The organism is Ancylobacter sp. Lp-2 (assembly GCF_020523795.1).
Lineage (GTDB): Bacteria > Pseudomonadota > Alphaproteobacteria > Rhizobiales > Xanthobacteraceae > Ancylobacter.
The window spans coordinates 351,419-371,472 of sequence record NZ_JAJALI010000002.1; the positions used below are offsets into that span (position 1 = coordinate 351,419).

Here is a 20,054-nt window from a genome sequence, read left to right on the forward strand (position 1 = left end):
TCACCCCCCGTACAGATAGCTCGGCAGCCACAGGGCGATGCCGGGGAAGATGTAGAGCAGCGCCATCGCCACCACCACGATGACGATGAACGGCATCACGCCGGAGAATATCTCGTCGATCGACACGTGCTTGGGCGCCACGCCCTTGAGATAGAACGGCGCCATGGCGACCGGCGGCGACAGGAACGAGGTCTGCAGGTTCAGCGCCACCAGCACCCCGAAGAAGATTGGGTCGATGCCGAAATGGTCGAGCAGCGGCAGGAAGATCGGCAGGAAGATCACGATGATCTCCGTCCATTCCAGCGGCCAGCCCAGCACGAAGATAATGACCTGGGTGAGCAGCAGGAAGCCGATCGGTCCAAGGTCGAGCGACATGATGAACTCTTCCACCACCCGCTGGCCGCCCAGCAGCGCGAACACCGCCGAGAACACCGCCGAGCCGACGAACAGCCAGCACACCATCGCCGAGGCGCGGGCGGTGAGAAATACCGAGTCCTTCAGCTTCGCCAGGCTGAAGGTTCGGTAGATCAGCGCCAGCAGCACCGCGCCGGCCGCGCCGATCGCCGCGGCCTCCGACGGCGTGGCGAGGCCGAGGATGATGCAGCCGAGCACGGCGGTGATCAGCATCACCAGCGGCAGAAACGAGGTCAGCAACGCCCAGATGACGGTCAGCGCCGGCACGTTGCGCTCCGCCGCCGGCAGCTTCGGCGCCAGCGCCGGATTGATCATGGCGCGGACGACGACATAGATCATGTACATCAGCGCCAGGCCGAGGCCCGGTATGAAGGCGGCGGCATAGAGCTTCACCACCGAGACGCCGGCGGTGGCGCCGTAGAGGATCAGCATCACGCTGGGCGGGATGAGGATGCCGAGGCAGCCGCCGGCGCACACCACGCCGGCCGCGATGCGGGTATCGTAGCCGGCGCGCAGCATGGCCGGGAAGGCGAGCAGGCCCATCAGCGTCACCACCGCGCCGACGATGCCGGTGGCGGTGGCGAACAGCGCGCAGGTGATCAGCGTCGCCACCGCCAGCGAGCCCGGCAGCCAGCCGGCGGCGAGCTGGATCGAGCGGAACAGCCGGTCGAGGATGTTGGCGCGCTCGATCACATATCCCATGAACAGGAATAGCGGGATCGAGATCAGCACGTCGTTCGCCATCACCGAATAGGTGCGCTGCACGAACAGGCTGAAGATGCTGGGCCCCTGGGTGAAGTAGCCGAAGCCGACACCCAGCGCCATCAGCGTGAAGGCGATGGGAAAGCCGAGCATCAGGAAGATCAGGAACAGCACCAGCATCAAGATGCCGAGGGCGGGCTCCGAGAGAAACATCACAGCGCCCCCCGCGTGGTGCCTTCGCGCTCGGCGCGGTTGGCGGCTTCCTCGAGGATGACCTTCTCCATCTCCTCGACATCGTGCAGCCGCTGCGGCCAGTCGCCGGTGCGGATGCAGATGATGCAGCGCGCCACCTCGACCACCCCTTGCAGCAGCATCAGCACCCCGGTGATCGGGATCAGCGCCTTGAACGGCCAGATCACCGGCCCGTCCGGGCTGAAGGAGGAGTGCTCGTTGAGCAGATAGGAGAGGTGGAAATAGCCCCAGCCGGAATAGATCAGCGCCAGTATGCCGGGAAAGTAGAACAGGAAATACAGGACGAGGTCGCTCTTCGCCTGCGTCACCGGCCGCCAGTTGCGGTAGAGGAAGTCGCCCCGCACATGGCCGTTGCGCGACAGCGTGTAGGCGCCGGCCATCATGAACAGCGCACCATACAGCATCAGGCTGACGTCATAGGCCCAGGTGGTGGGATCGCGCAGCACGTAGCGGCGGAAGACCTCGTAGCTGATGGCGAGCGTCAGCAGGACGATGCACCAGGCGAAGGCCTTGCCGATGAAGGCGTTCAACCGGTCGACGGCGAGAAGGACGGATTGCATGGAAAGCCTCGGGGAGGGCTGGCTTGCTGGGACGCGGTCGCTACTGGGACTGGCAGGTTTCCCGTGACGACGCTGTCCGGCGATGGGGGCGGCACGGCGAGGCGGACTGGCACTGCGTGACGGGGCGCGCGGGCTGGGCGGGCAGACATGACAAGACGGCGTGTCGATGCGTGACGGACTGGCGTGGCGATCTCGGCGTGATGGCCGCCAAAGCCCTCTCCCCGTGGGGAAGACGGTTGGATGAGGGAGGAAGACAGCCCCAGCCGCGATGAGCACCGGCGCATCCGGCCGACCGGGTGCGCTCAACCGTTTCCCTGCCGGATCTCCGCACCGACCCGCTTGGCGGGCGCCCTCTCCCCGACGGAGAGAGGTGGGTGCGGCCCCAACCTGTCCAACGTCATGCCCGGGCTTGTCCCGGGCATCCACATCTTGGGCCGGGTGCGCCGGGCGGAACGGCGTGGATGGCCGGGACACGTCCGGCAATGACGGCGTACCGGATGATGGAAGCGCGGCAACGCACGTCACCCGCCACCCATCCGACCCGCCGTCACTCCACCAGCCCGACGTCCGCCCAAGGCGGACCGCCGCGACGCCCCCGCTCGCCCTACGCGGTGGGGAAGAAGTGGTCGTAGGCCGTTCTGGAATCCGGCTCATATTCCAGCCGGAAGCCGACGATGCGCTTCGCCCACGCCTTCTGGCTGTCGACCACCTTCTTGAACACCGGGTCGGCGGAGAGGTTGGCGATCACCACGTCCCAGGCCTTCAGCTGCGCTTCCAGCACCGGCTTCGGCGTCGGCATCACTTTGACGCCGCGCGCGCGGATGGCGGCGAGGTCCTTCGAGTAGCGGTCCTGCGCCTTCCACATCATGGTGGAGGAGGTGGCGTCGGCCGCCGCGCGCAGGATCTCCTGAACGTCCTTCGGCATGGCGTCGAACTTGGTCTTGTTGAACAGCACCTCGAAGCATTCCAGCGCCTGGTGGTAGCTCTGGATCATGTAGACCTTGGCGACGTCGGGGAAGCCGAGCACCAGGTCGGAGGAGGGGTTGTTGAACTCCGCCCCCTCCAGCAGGCCGCGGTCGATGGCCGGCACGATCTCGCCGCCGGGCACGATGGTCACCGCCGCGCCGAGCTCCTTGAACAGGTCGGCGCCGAGGCCGACCGTCCGGTACTTCATGCCCTTCATCTGGTCGATGCTGGAGATTTCCTGCTTGAACCAGCCGAGCGGCTGGCTCGGCATCGGCCCGGTGAGCATGCCGACCACGTTGAGCTTCAGCGTGTTCTGCACCAGGTCGTCATAGAGCTCCTGCCCGCCGCCATAGCGGATCCAGCCGAGCAGTTCGTCGGCGTCCCAGCCGAAGGCGGGGGCGGTGCCGAACAGCGAGAACGCCTTGTTCTTGCCGTACCAGTAGGCGGCGACGCCGTGGCCGCCGTCGAGAATGCCGGCGGAGACCGCGTCCAGCATCTGGAAGGCCGGCACCACCGCGCCGGCGGGCAAGAGGTCGAGCTCGACCCGGCCGCCGGTCATCCCGTTGACCCGCTTGACGAAGTCACCAGCGAATTCGTGGAAGATGTCCTTGTTGGGCCAGGTCGACTGGAATTTCAGCTTGATCGGCGCCTGCGCGTGCACCGCCGGGCTGGCGACCGCCGCGGCGCCGGCGACGGCGGCAGTGGCGATGAAGCGACGGCGGGACGGAGTGGCGGTGGCCTGCGTGTCAGCAGTGGTAGGCGCGGCGGCGTGGGCACGCACGTCGGCGCTCTTCCCAGACGTATCGGTCATGGGGCGGTTCCTCCTGTGGCGTTTCCTCCGCGAGCCCTGCGGCCCGCCGGGCGGCGCTTGGCGCGCTCTGTCCCGATGTGACCAGCAGACGATGACCCAAGGTCAAGTGCAAGTACTAATTGCGCGGTTTGCATCAATCCCAATGATACGAAAGTCGCATTTCCTGGGCCTCATGCCGGCTTTTCCTCGGTGGTCGTCATCGGCGTGTCATCGGCCGCCGCTTTGAAGGCCGCAAGCGGGCTGACCCCGCGTCAGGATGAGGATTCCCCCATGCGCTCGATTTTGATGGCCGGCGTCTGCCTCGCCGTGCTCGCCTCGGCCGGCGCGGCTTCCGCGCAGAACGCGCCGCAGAGCTTCAACCGCGTCGCCACGTTCCACGTCGTCGACAACCTGCCGGCCGGCGCCGACGCCAAGAAGTCGACCGCCGCCGAGATCATCACCGTGACCGAGGACGGCAACACGCTGATCTACAGCGACAGCCCCGGCAAGCGCATCGGCTTCATCGACATCACCGATCCGGCGGCGCCCAAGCCCGCCGGCACCGTGGCGCTCGACGGCGAGCCGACCACGACGGTGGTGATCGGCGGCAAGGCCTATGTCGGCGTCAACACCTCCGAATCGAAGAGCAACCCGTCGGGTCACCTCGCGGTGGTCGACATCGCCTCCGGCAAGGTCGAGGACAAGGTCGACCTCGGCGGCCAGCCGGATTCGGTCACCAAGAGCCCGGATGGCAGCTTCCTCGCCATCGCGATCGAGAATGAGCGCGACGAGGACGTCAATGACGGCGTGATCCCGCAGATGCCGGCCGGCAATCTCACCTATTTCCAGGTGAAGGACGGCCGCGTCGTCGACGCCTCCAAGAAGGTCGTCGACCTCACCGGCCTCGCCGCCGTCGCGCCGGAAGATCCCGAGCCGGAATATGTCGACATCAATTCCCGCAACGAGGTGGTCGTCACCCTGCAGGAGAACAACCACATCGTCGTGGTCGATCTGCCCACGGGCAAGGTCACCGCGCATTTCTCCGCCGGCACCGTCGATCTCGACAAGATCGACACCAAGAAGGACGGCGTGATCGACCTGTCCGGCAAGATGACCGCGGTTCCCCGCGAGCCCGACACCGTGCAGTGGATCGACGACAACCGTTTCGTCATCGCCAATGAAGGCGACTGGAAGGGCGGCACGCGCGGCTTCTCGATCTTCGACAAGACCGGCAAGCTCTTGTTCGAATCCGGCACCGCGCCGGAGCACATGGCGGTGCGCATGGGCCACTATCCCGAGAAGCGCAACAAGAAGGGCATCGAGATGGAGGGCGCGGAGGTCGCGACCTTCGGCGGCGAGAAGCTCATCTTCGCCGGCTCGGAGCGCGCGTCGATCGTCTTCGTGTATCGCGACAAGGGTGGCGCCGAAGCGCCTGAACTGCTTCAGGTTCTGCCCGGCGGCATCGGTCCGGAAGGCCTGCTCGCCATTCCCGCGCGCAACCTGTTCGTGACCGCCAGCGAAACCGACGTCCGCGAGGATGGCGGCATCGGCTCGGTGGTCACCGTCTATCAGCGCGCGCCCGGCGCCGCCAACTACCCGACCATCGTCTCCGGCGACGACAAGAACGGCCTGCCGATCGCCTGGGGTGCGCTGTCCGGCTTCGCCGCCGATCCGAAGGATGCCGACAAGCTCTATGCGGTGACCGACAGCTTCTATGCGCAGGGCCGCATCCTCACCATCGACGCCAGCCAGAAGCCGGCCAAGATCACCGCCGCCACCGTGGTGACCAAGGACGGCCAGCCGGCCAAGGGCCTCGATCTCGAAGGCATCGCCATCCGTCCCGAGGGCGGCTTCTGGCTCGCCTCCGAGGGCAACCCGGAGAAGAAGGAAAACCCGACGCAGAACCTGCTGATCCGGGTCAATGCCGACGGCTCCATCGCCGAGGAGATCGCCCTGCCGGAAGCGCTCGCCGGGCAGGCGACCCGCTACGGCTTCGAGGGCGTCGCGGTGACCGGCACCGGCGCTGACGAGACCGTGTGGGTCGGCGTGCAGCGCGAGTGGAAGGACGATCCCAAGGGCGTCGTGAAGCTGATCGCCTACAAGCCGGCGGCCAAGAGCTTCGGCTATGTCCATTATCCGCTGGAGAAGGCGGACAAGGGCTGGGTCGGCATCTCCGAGCTCACCGCCCACAAGGACGGCCTGGTGGTGATCGAGCGCGACAATCTGGTCGGCCCGGCCGCCAAGCTGAAGAAGCTGTATTTCGTCTCGCTGAAGGGCGTCGCCCCCGTCGCGGTCGGCGGCGAGGCCAAGCCCCCGGTGCTCGCCAAGAGCGAGGTGAAGGACCTGCTGCCGCTGCTCGCCGCACCCAAGGGCTATGTGCTCGACAAGGTGGAGAGCTTCGCCATCGACGCCGCCGGCAATGGCTATATCGTCACCGACAATGACGGCGTCGACGGCTCCTCCGGCGAGACCCAGTTCATCCCGCTCGGCGCCGTCAACTGACGCCGCGCCGGCGCCCGTGCCGATCAGGCGGAACTGCCCGATCGATGGGAACAGGCTCCAGCGTCGCGAGACTCTCGGCAGGACAGGCGAGGGCGCCCCGCAAGGGCGCCCTTTGTTTTTGCGTGGGTGGACGAAAGGAGCCGGAGCCCGCATGCCGAGAGTACGGTCCAGCTCCCTCTCCCCGCGCCGAACTCGGCTGTTGCCGAGTTCGGCCTTCGGCAAGGTCAACATCGGATACCTCCGATGTTGACGGAGAGGGGTGGGGTGAGGGGTCTTCTTCGCTTCCCAATGTCGTCGCTCCTCACCGCCCCGCTTCGCGGACCACCTCTCCCCATCCGAACTCGGCAACAGCCGAGTTCGGATGGGGAGAGGGACGAGGCCGTCACCCGCCCGGAACGCCACGCAGAGCCGTGATCGCCTCCCGATCCGTGCCGCCCTGTCGAACCGGCGTCCGGCCGCGATGACCGCCGATGCCACGCGCGGCGCCTTGCCCTCTCCGCCAACGGACAGGGCAGGCGGCTTCCCGTCATCCCCTGATCATGTTATGACTGACTGGTCAGTCATAATGTGGATCGCGCCATGTCCGACGATGTGGAAGCTGATGGCAAGCCCTCATCCTCGCCCGTGCCCCCCGGCCGGGCGAAGAAGCGGCCGGATGCCGAGGCGCGCCGACGCGCCATTCTCGATGCCGCGCTGGAAGTCTTCGCCGAGCACGGCTTCAACGGCGCGCGGATGGAGGATGTCGCCCGCTGCGCCGGCATCGCCAAGGGCACGCTCTACCTCTACTTCAGGGACAAGACCGCGCTGTTCGAAGGGCTGGTGCACGACGCCGCCGACCCGATCCTCGGCAAGCTGGAGCGCGAATTCGCCGGCTTCGAGGGCTCGACCCGCGACTTCCTGCTGCTGCTGTTCCAGCACATCCAGACCGAGGCGGTCGGCTCGCCGCGCCGGCACATCATCCGTCTGATGCTGGCCGAGGGCGAGCGCTTCCCCGCCATCGCCGATTTCTACTACCGCGAGGTGGTCGCGCGCGGCCTGAACCTCCTGCGGGCGCTCAACGAGCGGGCGCTGGCGCGCGGCGAGATCACCTCCGACGCCGCGCTGCGCTTCCCGCAGCTGATCATCGCCCCGGTGCTGATCGCCGCCGTCTGGGAGGGAACATTCGGCCGCCACGAACCCCTGGACCTTGCCGGCATGTTCGCCGCCCATGCCGAGCTGATGCTGCGCGGGCTCGGCTGGAAGGAGATATGATGCGCCTTGCCGTCCTGTTGCCGCTGGCGCTGCTGCTCGCCGGCTGCGCCGATTCCGGCCCGCCCCGCTACCAGGGCTATGCCGAGGCCGACCTTCTGTTCGTCGGCCCCGACGAGGCCGGCCGCGTCATCACGCTGAAGGTCGACGAGGGCGATCGGGTGACGGCGGGCCAGCCGCTGTTCACCATCGATCCGTCGCTGCAGCAGGCCGATGTCGACGCCGCCAGGGCGAGCCTCGAACAGGCGCGCGCCGAGCTCGCCAATCTCCAGGCGGCGGCGCAGCGCCCGGAGGAGATCGCCGTGCTGGAGGCGACCCAGCGCCGCGCCAAGGCGGCGCTCGACCTGTCGCGCATCGAGCTCGACCGCCAGAAGGATCTCTATGCCAAGGCGGTCGGCTCCAAGGCGGCGCTCGATACCGCGCAGGCCACCTTCGACCAGAACACTGCCGCGCTCGACGAGGTGAACAAGCAGATCGAGGTCGGGCGTCTGGGCTCGCGCGAGATGCAGATCGCGTCCGCCCAGAAGGCGATCGACACCGCGCAGGCCAATCTCGCCTCGGCGCAGACCCGGCTCGACCGCCGCAGCCTCGCGGCCCCGGCCGCCGGATCGGTGGAGACGGTGTATTTCCGCCCCGGCGAATTGGTGCCGGTCGGCCGGCCGGTGCTGTCCGTGCTGCCGCCGGACCTGATCAAGATGCGCTTCTTCGTGCCCGAGCCCGACCTCGCCCGCTTCCGGCTCGGCTCGAAGGTGCTGGTCCATTGCGATGGCTGCGCCGGCAGCGTGCCGGCGACCGTGAGCTTCATCGCCAGCTCGTCCGAATACACCCCGCCGGTGATCTACAGCCTCGACGAGCGCTCCAAGCTGGTCTTCATGCTGGAGGCTAGGCCGGACGACCCACTGAAGCTGCGCCCCGGCCAGCCGATCACCGTCGAGCTCGTGCCGTGAGCGAGGCGGCCGACACGCTCCCGCAAGGATCGCTCCCGGACGTGCCCTATGCCATCGAGGTCGAGGGGCTGTCGAAGTCGTTCGGCGACCGGGTGGTGGTGCGCGACCTCACGATGCGGGTGAGGAAGGGGCAGATCTACGGCTTCCTCGGCCCCAACGGCTCGGGCAAGACTACCACGATCCGCATGCTCTGCGGCCTACTGACCCCGGATTCCGGGCGCGGCACCTGCCTCGGGCTGAATATACTGACGCAGGCGCGCGAGATCCGCCGGCATGTCGGCTACATGACGCAGCGCTTCAGCCTCTATGCCGATCTGTCGGTGCGCGAGAACCTCGAATTCGTCGCCCGCGTCTATGGCGTGCCGGAGCCGGTGAAGGCCGCCAAGGCGGCGGTAGAGCGGCTCGGCCTGTCCGGGCGCGACAAGCAGCTGGCCGGCTCGCTATCGGGCGGCTGGAAGCAGCGGCTGGCGCTCGGCGCCTGCATCCTGCCCTCGCCGCAGCTCCTGCTGCTCGACGAGCCGACCGCCGGCGTCGACCCCAAGGCACGGCGCGAATTCTGGGCGCAGATCCACGAGCTCGCCGCCGACGGCCTCACCGTGCTGGTCTCCACCCACTACATGGACGAGGCCGAGCGCTGCCACGAGATCGCTTATATCGCCTATGGCGAATTGCTGGCGCAGGGCACGGTGGATGAGGTGGTGGCCGGCGCCGGCCTGTTCACCTGGAGCGTGTCGGGCGGCGATCCCGCCCCGCTGGCGCGCGAATTGTCGGCGCTGCCGGGCATCGACATGGTGGCGCCGTTCGGCTCCAGCGTGCATGTCGGCGGCCATGACGCTGCCGCGCTGGAGGCCGCCATCGCGCCGTTCCGCGAGCGGCCCGGCCTCGTCTGGCGGCGCGACGAGCCGACGCTGGAGGATGTGTTCATCGACCTGATGAGCCGGTCGAAGGACAATTTCCGATGAGCGGCGGCATGGGCAGCTCGGTCGGAGGCCTCTTCCGCCGCGTCGGCGCGATGATGCGCAAGGAGTTCCTCCAGCTGCTGCGCGACCGGGTCTCCTTCGCCACCATGATCTCGATCCCGCTGCTGCAACTGGTGCTGTTCGGCTACGCCATCAACACCACGCCGCGCCATCTGCCGACGGCGGTGCTGGCCTATGAGAACACCGCGCTCACCCGCTCCATCCTCGCCGCCATCGAGAACACCAAATACTTCAAGGTGGTGAGCCACCCGACCAGCGCCGCCGAGGCCGATCACCAGATGCTGGCCGGCGAGGTGTCGTTCATCGTCGAGATCCCCGCCGGCTTCGAGCGGGCGGTGCGGCGCGGCGAGAGCCCGTCCATGCTGGTCGCCGCCGACGCCACCGATCCCGTCGCCTCCGGCAGCGCCATCGCCGCCCTGAATGCGCTCGTCGATACTGCGGTGAAGCGCGAGCGCTTCGCGGTGGAGGGCGGGCCGGAGGGCTCGGGGCTGGAGAGCGCGCCGCCGGCGTTCCAGATCATCACCCATGCCCGCTACAACCCGGCGGCGGTGACGCAGCTCAACATCGTGCCCGGCCTGCTCGGCACCATCCTCACCATGACCATGCTGATCTTCACCGCGCTGTCGGTGACCCGCGAGATCGAGCGCGGCACCATGGAGACGTTGCTCGCCATGCCGATCCGCCCGGTGGAGGTGATGCTCGGCAAGATCGCGCCCTATGTGCTGGTGGGGGCGGGGCAGGCGCTGCTGATCGTCGGCGCCGGACGGCTGTTGTTCAACGTGCCGATGATCGGCTCGCCCGGCCTGCTCACCCTGCTCACCGTGCTGTTCATCGTCGCCAATCTGTCGATCGGCTACACCTTCTCGACGCTGGCGCAGAACCAGCTTCAGGCGGTGCAGATGACCTTCATGTACTTCCTGCCGAATATCCTCCTGTCCGGCTTCATGTTCCCCTTCGCCGGCATGCCGGTCTGGGCGCAATGGCTGGCGGAGACCATGCCGCTGACCCACTATCTGCGCATGGTGCGCGGCATCATGCTGAAGGGCGCCGATGGCACCGACCTCGCGCAGGACATCGTGGCGCTGGGCGCCATCATGCTGGTGGCGATGTTCATCGCCGTGCGCCGCTTCCGCCAGACGCTGGACTGAGATGCGGGCCGTTGCGCGCAAGGCCCGGATCGTATCCCATGTCGTTGGCCACGCGCCGGATTTCGCCGATCCGGCCGTCACAGCGCGTTCATGCTGTCGGCCCTAGTTGGTCGGGACACATGGACAGTGGGGACGAGGATGGATCGCGTGGTGCCCGGCCCGCAGGCAGCCGGTTCCGGCAAGCGGGTGCAGGACTACATCGACGAGATGCCCGTCTGGGCCGACGGCACACCGGTCGGCCACGCCCCGATGACCCGGATGCAATGGCGGATCTGGTGGCTGGCGGCCTTCGGCAAGTTCTTCGAGGGGCTGGTCGTGTTCATGACCGCGGTGGCGATCCCGCTGATCGCCGTCGAGTTCGACATGAGCGCCACCCAGCACGGCCTTGTCGGCGCGGCCTCGCTAGCCGGAATCCTGGTCGGCGCGCTGGCGCTCGGCGGGCTGTCGGACACGTTCGGCCGCAAATTCATGTTCGTGGTCGAGATGATCATCTTCATGGTCTTCCTCGTCCTGCTGGCGCTGAGCCCCAGCTATTTCTGGCTGGTGGTGTTCCTGTTCGGGGTCGGGGTGGCGCTGGGCTGCGACTATCCCACCGCCCATCTGATCATTTCCGAGAGCATTCCGAGCGCCGCGCGCGGCCGGCTGGTGCTGGGCGCCTTCGGCTTCCAGGCGCTCGGGGCGCTGGCCGGCAGCGCGGTCGGCTATCTCGTGCTGGTCAATCTGCCGGACGTCTCCGCCTGGCGGTGGATGTACGCCACCGCCATTATTCCCGCCGCGCTGGTCACGATCGGCCGTTTCTACATCACCGAGAGCGCGCCATGGCTGTTCGCGCATGGCCGCTTCGAGGAGGCCGAGCGGGAGGCCACCAAGCTGCTCCGGCGTGATCCGGTCTATCCGCACCAGGTAAAGCTGGCGCACACGCCGGGCCATCGCCGTGGCCATCTCCCCGACGCCGGGTGGACGGCATTGTTCAATGCCCGCAACCGCCGCGCCACCATCCTCGCTTCAGTGCCGTGGTTCCTGCAGGATCTCGGCACCTATGGCATCGGCCTGTTCACGCCGACCATCCTTGCGGCGTCGCTCGGCCATGCGAGCACGCAGGCGCACGACCTCACCGATGTCATCGCCAACCAGATCCTGGCCGCCGAGGGGGCGGCGCTGATCGACCTGCTGCTCATCCTCGGCATCGTCGGGGCGGTGGTGCTGGCCGACCGGGTCGGGCGCATCCCGTTGCAGGCGGCTGGCTTCATCGGCTGCGCGGCCGGGCTGCTGATCGCCTCCTTTGCGAGCGGCTACCCGGATCCCGTCCGCACGGTGCTGATCTTCGCCGGCTTCATGCTGTTCAACTTCATGACCAATATCGGCCCGAACGCCCAGACCTACCTGCTGGCGGGCGAGGTGTTCCCGACCCATCTGCGCGGCAAGGGCGCGGGGCTGGCGGCGGCATTCGGCAAGGTCGGCGCCGTGCTGACCGCGTTCCTGTTCCCGCTCCTGCTGGCCGACATCGGCACCACCTGGCTGCTGTATGGCCTTGCGACGACCTCGGTGCTCGGGGCCGCGGTCACCTTGCTGTTCCGCATCGAGACGGCGGGCGTCAATCTCGACCGGGTCCACGACCCCGCGCTCGATGCCGGGCTGGACGCGGCGGCCGGCGCCGGCCGGGAGGCGGCGTAGGGGCGGGCCGGCATGCTGCAATCGGGCCGCATGGGCGCCCCTTCAATGGTATGGAAGGATGGTGACGCTCGATGATCGGAACCGGTGAGGAACGCGCGTGGCCTTCCCTCAGCTTGGACGTCTTGAAATCCTGAAGGCCACCGATGTGTGGCGCTTCGAGGCGCAGACCTTCACGCCGTGGCTGGCGGAAAATCTCGAGCTGCTGTCCGAGGAGTTGCAGATCGGCGATCTGGAGCTCCGGGGGACCGAGGTCGCGGCGGGCGATTTCCGCATCGACCTGCTGGCCGAGGACGGGGAGGGCAATCCCGTCATTGTCGAGAACCAGTTCGGCAGCACCGATCACCGGCATCTCGGCCAGCTGATCACCTATGTCGCCAGCCAGCCGGGCCCGGCGACCGTGGTGTGGATTGCCGAGCGCGTGCGCGAGGAGCACCGCGCCGCCATCGACTGGCTGAACGCCAGCACCATCGAGCGCCTCAACTTCTTCGCGCTGGAGCTGGAGGCGCTGAAGATCGGCGACAGCCTGCCGGCGCCCTATCTCAATATCGTCGCCAAGCCGAACAACTGGACGCGCGCCGTAAGCGCGGCGGCGCGGCAGGCAGCGAGCGGCATGCTCGCCGAGCGCCACCACAGCCGCGCGGCCTATTGGCGGGGGTTCGATGCCTATCTGCGGGCCGCCGGCGCGCGGTTTCGCGTGCGCCCGGACAATATCGCCCACTGGAGCTCCTTCGCCATCGGCCGCGCCGGTCTGGTGCTCAGCGCGACGATCACGCCGAAGCGGCAGCGGATCGGCGTCGAGCTTTATGTGCGGAACGATCCCCAGAAGCTGGTCTTCGAACAGCTGGAGCGGCGGCGGGCCGAGGTTGAGGCGGCCATCGGCTTCCCGCTGGAGTGGGAACGGCTTCCGAACCGGGCCGCCAGCCGGGTCGCGCTGTATCTGACGGGTGTCGATGCCTTCGACGAAGCCCAGCAACCGCGCCTGCATGCCTGGATGCTGGACATGCTCGGCCGGTTCCGGGCGACGTTCGCGCCGATCGTGCGGGAGCTGGTCCTGCCGGACGATACGGCCGGGCCGGACGATATGCCGGCCGCCGATCCAGCCTAGGGGCCGCTCTCGATAACTCCGGCGTCGATGCCGATTGCTGATCCAAGGCTCTTGGAAGGAGCCGCGGGATGGCGACGCGGGTTCAATGGCTTCGCGATGAAAAGTGGGTTCACATTGAGCCTCCGCTGCCGCGCGGTCGCAAGGGGGGCTCATCGTGTGAACGACCGTCGGGTGATCTCCGGGATCGTTCATAGGCTGAAGAACGGTGCGCGCTGGCGGCACTGTCCGCCGAAGTTCGGGTTCGACACGACGGTCTACAAGCGCCGCAACCTCTGGAGCCGGCAAGGGCTATGGCTGAAAATGTTGGAGGCCCGGACCGGCCATGGCGGCATCTTCGACGGGACGGCGATCGACGCCGTCCACGCCAAGGCGCGCCGCTTGGCGACGGGCGCGAAAGGGAGCCTTCGCCCAAGCCATAGGCCGCTCCGCAGCGGTCGCACGACCAGGGCCCATGGCGTGGTCGACGAGCGTGGCAGGCCGCGCGTGCCGCGGCTCCGCGCCGGCAACATCAACGATGTCGGCATGGCCGAGGCCCTGATCCAGGCCGCCTGTCCGTTCCGTCGCCTGCTGGCCGACAAAGGCTAGGATGCCGACCACCTGCGCAGGCGCGTCGCCGAACGGGGTCCAAAGGCCGTCATCCCCTCCACAACGTGAAGGAAGGCCCCGATCGCCTGTGACGCCAGCGCCGACAGGGAGCGCAACCGTGTCGAGCGCATGTGCCGCAGGCTCGAGCACTTCCGCCGCATCGCCACGCGATACGACAAGCTCGCCACCACCTGCTCCTATTCGCTCAATTGGGTCCGGCCCCCCAAGCGGATCTGGAGCAGGAGCTGACGGCCATAGCGAAAAGGGCGCGGCTTTCGCCGCGCCCTTCCGCATTTCCGAGCTGTCCGCGCCCTGCTCGCCGCCCCGCCGGACTTGCCCGGCTGGGCGCGCGAATCGCGGGCGCGGTATGGACGTCGATCAGAAGTCCATGCCGCCCATGCCGCCCATGCCGCCGCCCGGCATGGCCGGGGCCGCACCGGCCTTCTTGGGCGCCTCGGCGATCATCGCCTCGGTGGTGATCAGCAGCGAGGCCACCGACGCGGCGTTCTGGATCGCCGAGCGCAGCACCTTCGCCGGGTCGATGACGCCGGCCTTGTACATGTCGACATACTCGCCGGTCTGGGCGTTGAAGCCGTAGGAGTAGCTATCCTTCTCCAGGATGCGGCCGACGATCAGCGAGCCATCCTCGCCAGCGTTGGACGCGATCTGGCGAGCCGGATACTGCACCGCCTTGCGGACGATCTCGACGCCGGTCTTCTGGTCGGCATTGGCGGTCTTCACGCCTTCCAGCGCCTTGATGGCGCGGAGGAGGGCGACGCCGCCACCCGGCAGGACGCCTTCTTCGACGGCCGCGCGGGTCGCGTGCAGCGCGTCGTCAACGCGGTCCTTCTTCTCCTTGACTTCGATCTCGGTGGCGCCGCCGACGCGGATCACCGCGACGCCGCCCGCGAGCTTGGCCAGACGCTCCTGCAGCTTCTCACGGTCGTAGTCCGAGGTGGTCTCCTCGATCTGCGCCTTGATCTGCGCCACGCGGGCCTCGATGTCCTTCTTGCCGCCGTTACCGTCGACGATCGTGGTGTTCTCCTTCTCGATCACCACCTTCTTGGCGCGGCCGAGCATGTTGAGCGTCACGGTGTCGAGCTTGATGCCGAGATCGTCGGAGATCGCGGTGCCGCCGGTCAGGATGGCGATATCCTGCAGCATGGCCTTGCGACGGTCGCCGAAGCCCGGCGCCTTCACGGCCGCGACCTTCAGGCCGCCACGCAGCTTGTTGACGACGAGGGTCGCAAGGGCTTCACCCTCGATGTCCTCGGCGATGATCAGCAGCGGCTTGGAGGTCTGCACGACGGCTTCGAGAACCGGCAGCAGCTCCTGGAGGCCCGAGAGCTTCTTCTCGTGGATGAGGATGTAGGGATCCTCGAACTCCACGCGCATCTTCTCGGCGTTGGTGATGAAGTAGGGGGAGAGGTAGCCGCGGTCGAACTGCATGCCCTCGACGACGTCGAGCTCGGTGTCGGCGGTCTTGGCTTCCTCGACGGTGATGACACCCTCGTTGCCGACCTTCTGCATCGCCTCGGCGAGGAACTTGCCGACCTCGGCGTCGCCATTGGCGGAGATGGTGCCGACCTGGGCGATCTCGGCGTTCGAGGTGACCTTCTTGGCGTTCTTCTTGAGGTCCGCCACGATGGCCTCGACCGCGAGGTCGATGCCGCGCTTCAGGTCCATCGGGTTCATGCCGGCGGCCACCGACTTGGCGCCCTCGCGGACGATCGCCTGGGCCAGCACGGTGGCGGTGGTGGTGCCGTCGCCGGCGAGGTCGTTGGACTTCGAGGCCACTTCGCGCACCATCTGGGCGCCCATGTTCTCGAACTTGTCCTCGAGCTCAATCTCCTTGGCGACGGTGACGCCGTCCTTGGTGATGCGGGGAGCGCCGAAGCTCTTCTCGATGACGACGTTACGACCCTTGGGGCCGAGCGTGACCTTCACCGCATTGGCGAGGATGTCGACGCCGCGCAGCATCTTGTCGCGCGCATCGCCGGAGAACTTAACTTCTTTGGCAGACATGTCTTGAAACTCCGAGTGTCGTGTCTGGTTCGCGGTTCGGGAGCCTGGGCCGCGGCGCTCGGAGGAGCGCCGGGCACTCGGGCTCCCGGCGGATCACGCGGCCTTCTTGGCCGAGCCGGCGCCCTCGACGATGCCGAGGATGTCGGATTCCTTCATGATGAGGTAGTCGACGCCGTCGAGCTTCACCTCGGTGCCGGACCACTTGCCGAACAGCACGCGGTCGCCGGCCTTGACGTCGAGCGGGACGAGCTTGCCGGCTTCGTCGCGGGCGCCGGGGCCGACGGCGACGACTTCGCCCTGCGAGGGCTTTTCCTTGGCGCTGTCGGGGATGATGATCCCGCCGGCGGTCTTCTCTTCCGCATCGACACGCTTGACCACCACGCGGTCATGCAGGGGACGGAACTTCATCGGTTCTCTCCAGAAAGTCTTGAACGAGCGGTGAATCTGCCGAACGACACCGGGCGGAACGGCCGGATGGCCCTCTACCCCGCGTGTCGTCGGCGACCATCTAGGAGCCTGCTGCTATGCGCGCAAGAGGCCGCAGGCAAAAAACTGGCAGTCCCGGGGCGAGAGTGCCAGCGACGGTTAAGGCCATCCTGTTAGCACTCTGTCGCATATGCTGCCAATGCATTGATATCGAACGTGAAATACAAATTTTGCGCTTGCCGACCCCGGCGGGGCGCGCGCATCATCTCCTTTGCATATTCGCGAAAGGAGGTTCCGCATGGCATCCGATGCTGCGCCGGTCTCGGCGGATTTCGTCCGGCAGATGGGCGGTTACGGGTTGACCACCGCCCACATACTCTACCGCATGCCCGACCACCCCGTTCTCCTCCAGACCTATCTCTGGCAGCATTACGATCTCTTCCCGCATTTCCCGGAGCTGCAACGCTTTCTCGACTTCTGGGAGCGGGAGCTCGAAGGGCCGCTGCACTCCGTGACGGTGGCGCATTCGCGGCTGATCCGGCCGACGGAACTGCGCGCGGTGGAGGGGGTTTTCCGCCTGAACTGAGCACCCGGCCGCGCCTCCCGGGCGGGCCTATGCACAAAATGCCCTCTCATTGCCGCTTTCCGCGTGTTAAGAGGGCGCCGACGGGGTGCGCGTTTGCACCCCAAGGGTGTCGAAGGCATTTGGTCGGGATCGTGGATCATCGTTCTCCGCGCACGTCGGAGCTGCTCAGCGCATTGGCGACTGCCCATTCGGCAGAGCGGATCGGCGTTGGTGAAGTGGTGCACGCGCTGCGCAACCGCGCCTTCGGCCTGTCGATCCTGCTGCTCGGCCTGCCCAACGCCTTGCCGATGCCGCCCGGCATCCCGGTGATCTGCGGCCTGCTGCTCTGCCTCGTCGGCGTGCAGATGATGATGGGGCGCGACGAACTCTGGCTGCCCGGCTGGATCGCCCGGCGCACCTTCTCCCGCGCGCTGCTGGAGAAGATCGTCAACGGCGCATTGCCGTGGGTGCGGCGCTTCGAGAGCTATTCCCGACCGCGCCTGCACTATTTCTCCAACGGCTCGGCCCGCCTCGTGCTGGGCGGGCTGGTGCTGCTGCTCGGCCTGCTGCTGCTGCTGCCGATTCCGATCTTCGGCAATCTGCCGCCGGGAATCGCCGTGTGCATTCTCGGCCTCGGCCTCGTCGAGCGTGACGGCGCCTTCATCTGCGCCGGCATCGTCGCCACCGCGATCAGCGCCGGCGTCATGGGCATGCTGACCTGGATGCTCTACCAGGGCGCACTGGCGGTGATCTGAACCGCCTCGGCGCTGCCGGGCCGGATTCGGCCCGGCCGCCCGGCGGCCGGATCACCGGCGCGCCGCAGCCCTGCTGTTCCGCCTCAGCCCGGCGGATCGACCTTCACGCCCTTCGGTCCCACCTCGATCTGCAGCGTGTTCTGGTCGCGCTGATAGGCCTGGTAGGCGAACACGCCGGCGACCACCACCAGCACCGCGATGACGGCATAGAGTACGGAACGGCTCATCTCATCCCCTTGTCGGATGACGGGGTAGCTCGACTCGGGGGCCGGGCTCGCCCGTCGCGCCCGCCATCTGGCGGGCGGAGGTCGAACGCCGTTCGGTGGCCTCGGGTTCCATTCCGGCGGCGCACTCCTGCCGCAACGTCGGCTGCGACGCCTCTGCGGCAGGTACCGGTTTTCCCTAACGGTCGGCTCGCCGTGCAGGCGAATTTGTCGCACGTCCCGACCTCGTCTTAATGACGAAACGCTACGTCACGTCTTCCGGGATATTCGCCAACCGTCATCGCACCGGAAGAGCTCAGCCATGTAATACTTGTATATGCCTGGGCATACCCTAAGGTATCGACTAACGTATTATAAGATATACATCAAACAACACGTTAGAACACTTATATTTTTGGCTATCAAAAAGTTTAGTTTTGCTAGTATTCCCTCCGTGGTATTTTGTGTACGGTCATAGAAAGACGCAATCGGATTAGCTCCTCACCTAACCAATCGTAATTCATTACCTTGGGTTATGGGGTGCACGGCTTCAGGGGAGCTGTTCAAATCCGGTGCGACAGATCGTCCGGGCGGCGCCGAGAGGTGTTGGGCCCGCAAGCGGCCGGGAAAAGAGCCGTGGATTTCAGCATTCAGGTCGAGGAAAGAAATCATGCAGGCCACAGTTAAGGCGACGCGCCCGTGGGAGCCCTGGGTCCAGCTCGCTTGCGGCGTTCTGTGCATGGCGATGATCGCCAATCTTCAATATGGCTGGACCCTGTTCGTCGATCCGATCGACGCCAAGCACCAGTGGGGCCGCGCGGCCATCCAGACCGCGTTCACCATCTTCGTGCTCACCGAGACCTGGCTGGTGCCGGTCGAGGCGTGGTTCGTCGACAAGTACGGCCCGCGCATCGTGATCACCTTCGGCGGCGTCATGATCGCCTTGTCGTGGATCACCAACGCCTATGCCTCGTCGCTCACCATGCTCTATGCCGGCGCGATCTTCGGCGGCATCGGCGCCGGTTCGATCTACGGCACCTGCGTGGGTAACGCGCTGAAGTGGTTCCCCTATCGTCGCGGCCTCGCGGCGGGCGCCACTGCCGCCGGCTTCGGCGCCGGCGCGGCCATCACCGTGGTGCCGATCGCCAACATGATCGCCGCCTCGGGCTATGAGAGCGCGTTCCTGTATTTCGGCATCGGCCAGGGCATCGTCGTCCTCGTGCTGGCGCAGTTCCTCTATCCGCCGCGCAACAAGATCGCGGCGCCGAAGAAGCTGTCGTCGCTGCCGCAGAGCAAGGTCGACTACCAGCCCTCGCAGACGCTCTCCAAGCCGGTGTTCTGGGTGCTGTACCTCATGTTCGTCATGGTCGCTTCGGGCGGCCTGATGGCGGCGGCGCAGATCGGCCCGATCGCCCACGACCTCGGCGTTGCCAACACGCCAGTCTCGATCATGGGCATCTCGGCGGCAGCTCTGACGCTGGCGATCTCGCTCGACCGTATCTTCGACGGCTTCGGCCGGCCGTTGTTCGGTTATGTGTCGGACCGCATCGGTCGTGAGAACACCATGTTCATCGCCTTCGGCACCGCCGCGGTGATGCTGCTGATCCTGGTCTTCCACGGCTCGAACCCGCTGGTGTTCGTGCTGGCGACCGCCTGCTTCTTCGGCGTGTTCGGCGAGATCTACTCGCTGTTCCCGGCGACCGCCGGCGACACCTTCGGCTCGAAGTTCGCCGCCACCAACGCCGGCATGCTCTACACCGCCAAGGGCACCGCCGCCCTGCTGGTGCCGGTCGCCAGCATCGTGGCGTCGTTCTACGGCTGGTACGCGGTGTTCGCCATCGCGGTCGGCCTCAACGCCACCGCGGCACTTCTCGCCCTGTTCGTGCTGAAGCCGCTGCGTGCGCGCTTCATCGCCCAGAGCGCCAATGAAGTGTCGGTGGAAGCGCCGTCGGCGGCGAGCGGCCAGCCCGCTCACTGAGCCTTCGCGACAAAAAATGAAGCGCGTCGTCCCCCCGGACGGCGCGCTTTTTCTTTTGGTCGCCAGTGATTGGGAGTGACGGCGCGAGCGCGCGGGAGGAGATGGCGCCGTCCGGCCGTCTCGGCGGCTTGGTCGATACCATCGAGGCTCACCTCGGCCGGCTCGCAGAGATTGGCCGAGGCGACCATCATGACGAACGATCGCCCCCCGATGCATCGGCAAGGATCAG

Annotated in this window: 17 protein-coding genes; 11 read left to right on the forward strand and 6 right to left on the reverse strand. The window is 67.0% G+C overall.

The genetic code is table 11. The features are described from left to right. The 3 genes from LGR54_RS06270 to LGR54_RS06280 form a co-directional block, all read right to left on the reverse strand. On the reverse strand, nt 1–1,329 hold the full coding sequence (locus tag LGR54_RS06270; RefSeq protein WP_230361102.1) for a TRAP transporter large permease subunit: 1,329 nt from the start codon (nt 1,327–1,329) through the stop codon (nt 1–3). Continuing rightward, nucleotides 1,329–1,928: a TRAP transporter small permease subunit gene (locus tag LGR54_RS06275; protein WP_230361103.1), complete on the reverse strand. Its 600-nt coding sequence runs from the start codon at nt 1,926–1,928 to the stop codon at nt 1,329–1,331. Before LGR54_RS06275 ends, LGR54_RS06270 begins: the two co-directional genes overlap by 1 nt. 604 nt (nt 1,929–2,532) lie before the next feature. Then, on the reverse strand, nt 2,533–3,705 hold the full coding sequence (locus LGR54_RS06280; RefSeq protein ID WP_230361104.1) for a TRAP transporter substrate-binding protein: 1,173 nt from the start codon (nt 3,703–3,705) through the stop codon (nt 2,533–2,535). A 270-nt stretch (nt 3,706–3,975) separates the two neighbouring features. Here LGR54_RS06280 and LGR54_RS06285 point away from each other — a divergent pair, with 270 nt between their 5' ends. The 8 genes from LGR54_RS06285 to LGR54_RS06320 all read left to right on the forward strand — a co-directional run bounded on the left by LGR54_RS06285 (nt 3,976) and on the right by LGR54_RS06320 (nt 13,873). Beyond that, on the forward strand, nt 3,976–6,186 hold the full coding sequence (locus tag LGR54_RS06285) for an esterase-like activity of phytase family protein (protein ID WP_230361105.1): 2,211 nt from the start codon (nt 3,976–3,978) through the stop codon (nt 6,184–6,186). A 579-nt stretch (nt 6,187–6,765) separates the two neighbouring features. Further along, nucleotides 6,766–7,437 carry a TetR/AcrR family transcriptional regulator gene (locus LGR54_RS06290; protein ID WP_230361106.1) on the forward strand — a complete coding sequence of 224 codons (672 nt, stop codon included), beginning with the start codon at nt 6,766–6,768 and terminating at the stop codon, nt 7,435–7,437. Then, nucleotides 7,437–8,381, forward strand: coding sequence for an HlyD family secretion protein (locus LGR54_RS06295; protein ID WP_230361107.1), 945 nt, complete (start codon nt 7,437–7,439; stop codon nt 8,379–8,381). Before LGR54_RS06290 ends, LGR54_RS06295 begins: the two co-directional genes overlap by 1 nt. Beyond that, nucleotides 8,378–9,343, forward strand: coding sequence for an ABC transporter ATP-binding protein (locus tag LGR54_RS06300; protein WP_230361108.1), 966 nt, complete (start codon nt 8,378–8,380; stop codon nt 9,341–9,343). The genes LGR54_RS06295 and LGR54_RS06300 overlap by 4 nt, the downstream gene beginning before the upstream one ends. Further along, a complete protein-coding gene (locus LGR54_RS06305; protein ID WP_230361109.1) occupies nt 9,340–10,509 on the forward strand; it encodes an ABC transporter permease in 1,170 nt (389 codons plus the stop codon). Before LGR54_RS06300 ends, LGR54_RS06305 begins: the two co-directional genes overlap by 4 nt. Nucleotides 10,510–10,647: 138 nt before the next feature. Further along, on the forward strand, nt 10,648–12,183 hold the full coding sequence (locus LGR54_RS06310; protein WP_230361110.1) for an MFS transporter: 1,536 nt from the start codon (nt 10,648–10,650) through the stop codon (nt 12,181–12,183). A 97-nt stretch (nt 12,184–12,280) separates the two neighbouring features. After that, complete coding sequence (locus LGR54_RS25985) at nt 12,281–13,288, forward strand: DUF4268 domain-containing protein (protein ID WP_230361111.1); 1,008 nt, start codon at nt 12,281–12,283, stop codon at nt 13,286–13,288. 156 nt (nt 13,289–13,444) lie between these two features. Next, the gene (locus LGR54_RS06320) at nt 13,445–13,873 is read left to right on the forward strand and encodes a transposase (RefSeq protein WP_230361112.1); all 429 of its coding nucleotides are present in this window, start codon (nt 13,445–13,447) and stop codon (nt 13,871–13,873) included. Between the two features lie 378 nt (nt 13,874–14,251). Here the strand turns inward: LGR54_RS06320 and groL are convergent, their stop codons facing one another. Both groL and groES read right to left on the reverse strand, forming a co-directional pair. Continuing rightward, a complete protein-coding gene (gene groL, locus LGR54_RS06325; RefSeq protein ID WP_230361113.1) occupies nt 14,252–15,898 on the reverse strand; it encodes a chaperonin GroEL in 1,647 nt (548 codons plus the stop codon). Between the two features lie 93 nt (nt 15,899–15,991). Further along, the gene (groES, locus tag LGR54_RS06330) at nt 15,992–16,306 is read right to left on the reverse strand and encodes a co-chaperone GroES (RefSeq protein WP_230361114.1); all 315 of its coding nucleotides are present in this window, start codon (nt 16,304–16,306) and stop codon (nt 15,992–15,994) included. Between the two features lie 316 nt (nt 16,307–16,622). Between groES and LGR54_RS06335 the strand changes: the two genes are divergently transcribed. Both LGR54_RS06335 and LGR54_RS06340 read left to right on the forward strand, forming a co-directional pair. After that, a complete protein-coding gene (locus LGR54_RS06335; protein WP_230361115.1) occupies nt 16,623–16,910 on the forward strand; it encodes an usg protein in 288 nt (95 codons plus the stop codon). 131 nt (nt 16,911–17,041) lie between these two features. Next, nucleotides 17,042–17,644 (forward strand): exopolysaccharide biosynthesis protein, encoded by a 603-nt coding sequence (locus tag LGR54_RS06340; protein ID WP_370638148.1) that lies wholly within the window; start codon nt 17,042–17,044, stop codon nt 17,642–17,644. 83 nt (nt 17,645–17,727) lie between these two features. Here LGR54_RS06340 and LGR54_RS06345 read toward each other — a convergent pair whose 3' ends face one another. Next, on the reverse strand, nt 17,728–17,871 hold the full coding sequence (locus tag LGR54_RS06345) for a hypothetical protein (RefSeq protein WP_214009702.1): 144 nt from the start codon (nt 17,869–17,871) through the stop codon (nt 17,728–17,730). 646 nt (nt 17,872–18,517) lie between these two features. Between LGR54_RS06345 and oxlT the strand changes: the two genes are divergently transcribed. Next, nucleotides 18,518–19,825 carry an oxalate/formate MFS antiporter gene (oxlT, locus tag LGR54_RS06350; RefSeq protein ID WP_230361117.1) on the forward strand — a complete coding sequence of 436 codons (1,308 nt, stop codon included), beginning with the start codon at nt 18,518–18,520 and terminating at the stop codon, nt 19,823–19,825. Nucleotides 19,826–20,054 lie beyond the last annotated feature (229 nt).

Excerpts from the sequence above, each read along its gene's own strand:
- LGR54_RS06270 (WP_230361102.1), bottom strand. The coding sequence starts at position 1,329 with ATGTTTCTCTCGGAGCCCGCCCTCGGCATCTTGATGCTGGTGCTGTTC.
- LGR54_RS06275 (WP_230361103.1), bottom strand. The coding sequence starts at position 1,928 with ATGCAATCCGTCCTTCTCGCCGTCGACCGGTTGAACGCCTTCATCGGC.
- LGR54_RS06280 (WP_230361104.1), bottom strand. The coding sequence starts at position 3,705 with ATGACCGATACGTCTGGGAAGAGCGCCGACGTGCGTGCCCACGCCGCC.
- LGR54_RS06285 (WP_230361105.1), top strand. The coding sequence starts at position 3,976 with ATGCGCTCGATTTTGATGGCCGGCGTCTGCCTCGCCGTGCTCGCCTCG.
- LGR54_RS06290 (WP_230361106.1), top strand. The coding sequence starts at position 6,766 with ATGTCCGACGATGTGGAAGCTGATGGCAAGCCCTCATCCTCGCCCGTG.
- LGR54_RS06295 (WP_230361107.1), top strand. The coding sequence starts at position 7,437 with ATGCGCCTTGCCGTCCTGTTGCCGCTGGCGCTGCTGCTCGCCGGCTGC.
- LGR54_RS06305 (WP_230361109.1), top strand. The coding sequence starts at position 9,340 with ATGAGCGGCGGCATGGGCAGCTCGGTCGGAGGCCTCTTCCGCCGCGTC.
- LGR54_RS06310 (WP_230361110.1), top strand. The coding sequence starts at position 10,648 with ATGGATCGCGTGGTGCCCGGCCCGCAGGCAGCCGGTTCCGGCAAGCGG.
- groL (WP_230361113.1), bottom strand. The coding sequence starts at position 15,898 with ATGTCTGCCAAAGAAGTTAAGTTCTCCGGCGATGCGCGCGACAAGATG.
- groES (WP_230361114.1), bottom strand. The coding sequence starts at position 16,306 with ATGAAGTTCCGTCCCCTGCATGACCGCGTGGTGGTCAAGCGTGTCGAT.
- LGR54_RS06335 (WP_230361115.1), top strand. The coding sequence starts at position 16,623 with ATGGCATCCGATGCTGCGCCGGTCTCGGCGGATTTCGTCCGGCAGATG.
- LGR54_RS06345 (WP_214009702.1), bottom strand. The coding sequence starts at position 17,871 with ATGAGCCGTTCCGTACTCTATGCCGTCATCGCGGTGCTGGTGGTGGTC.
- oxlT (WP_230361117.1), top strand. The coding sequence starts at position 18,518 with ATGCAGGCCACAGTTAAGGCGACGCGCCCGTGGGAGCCCTGGGTCCAG.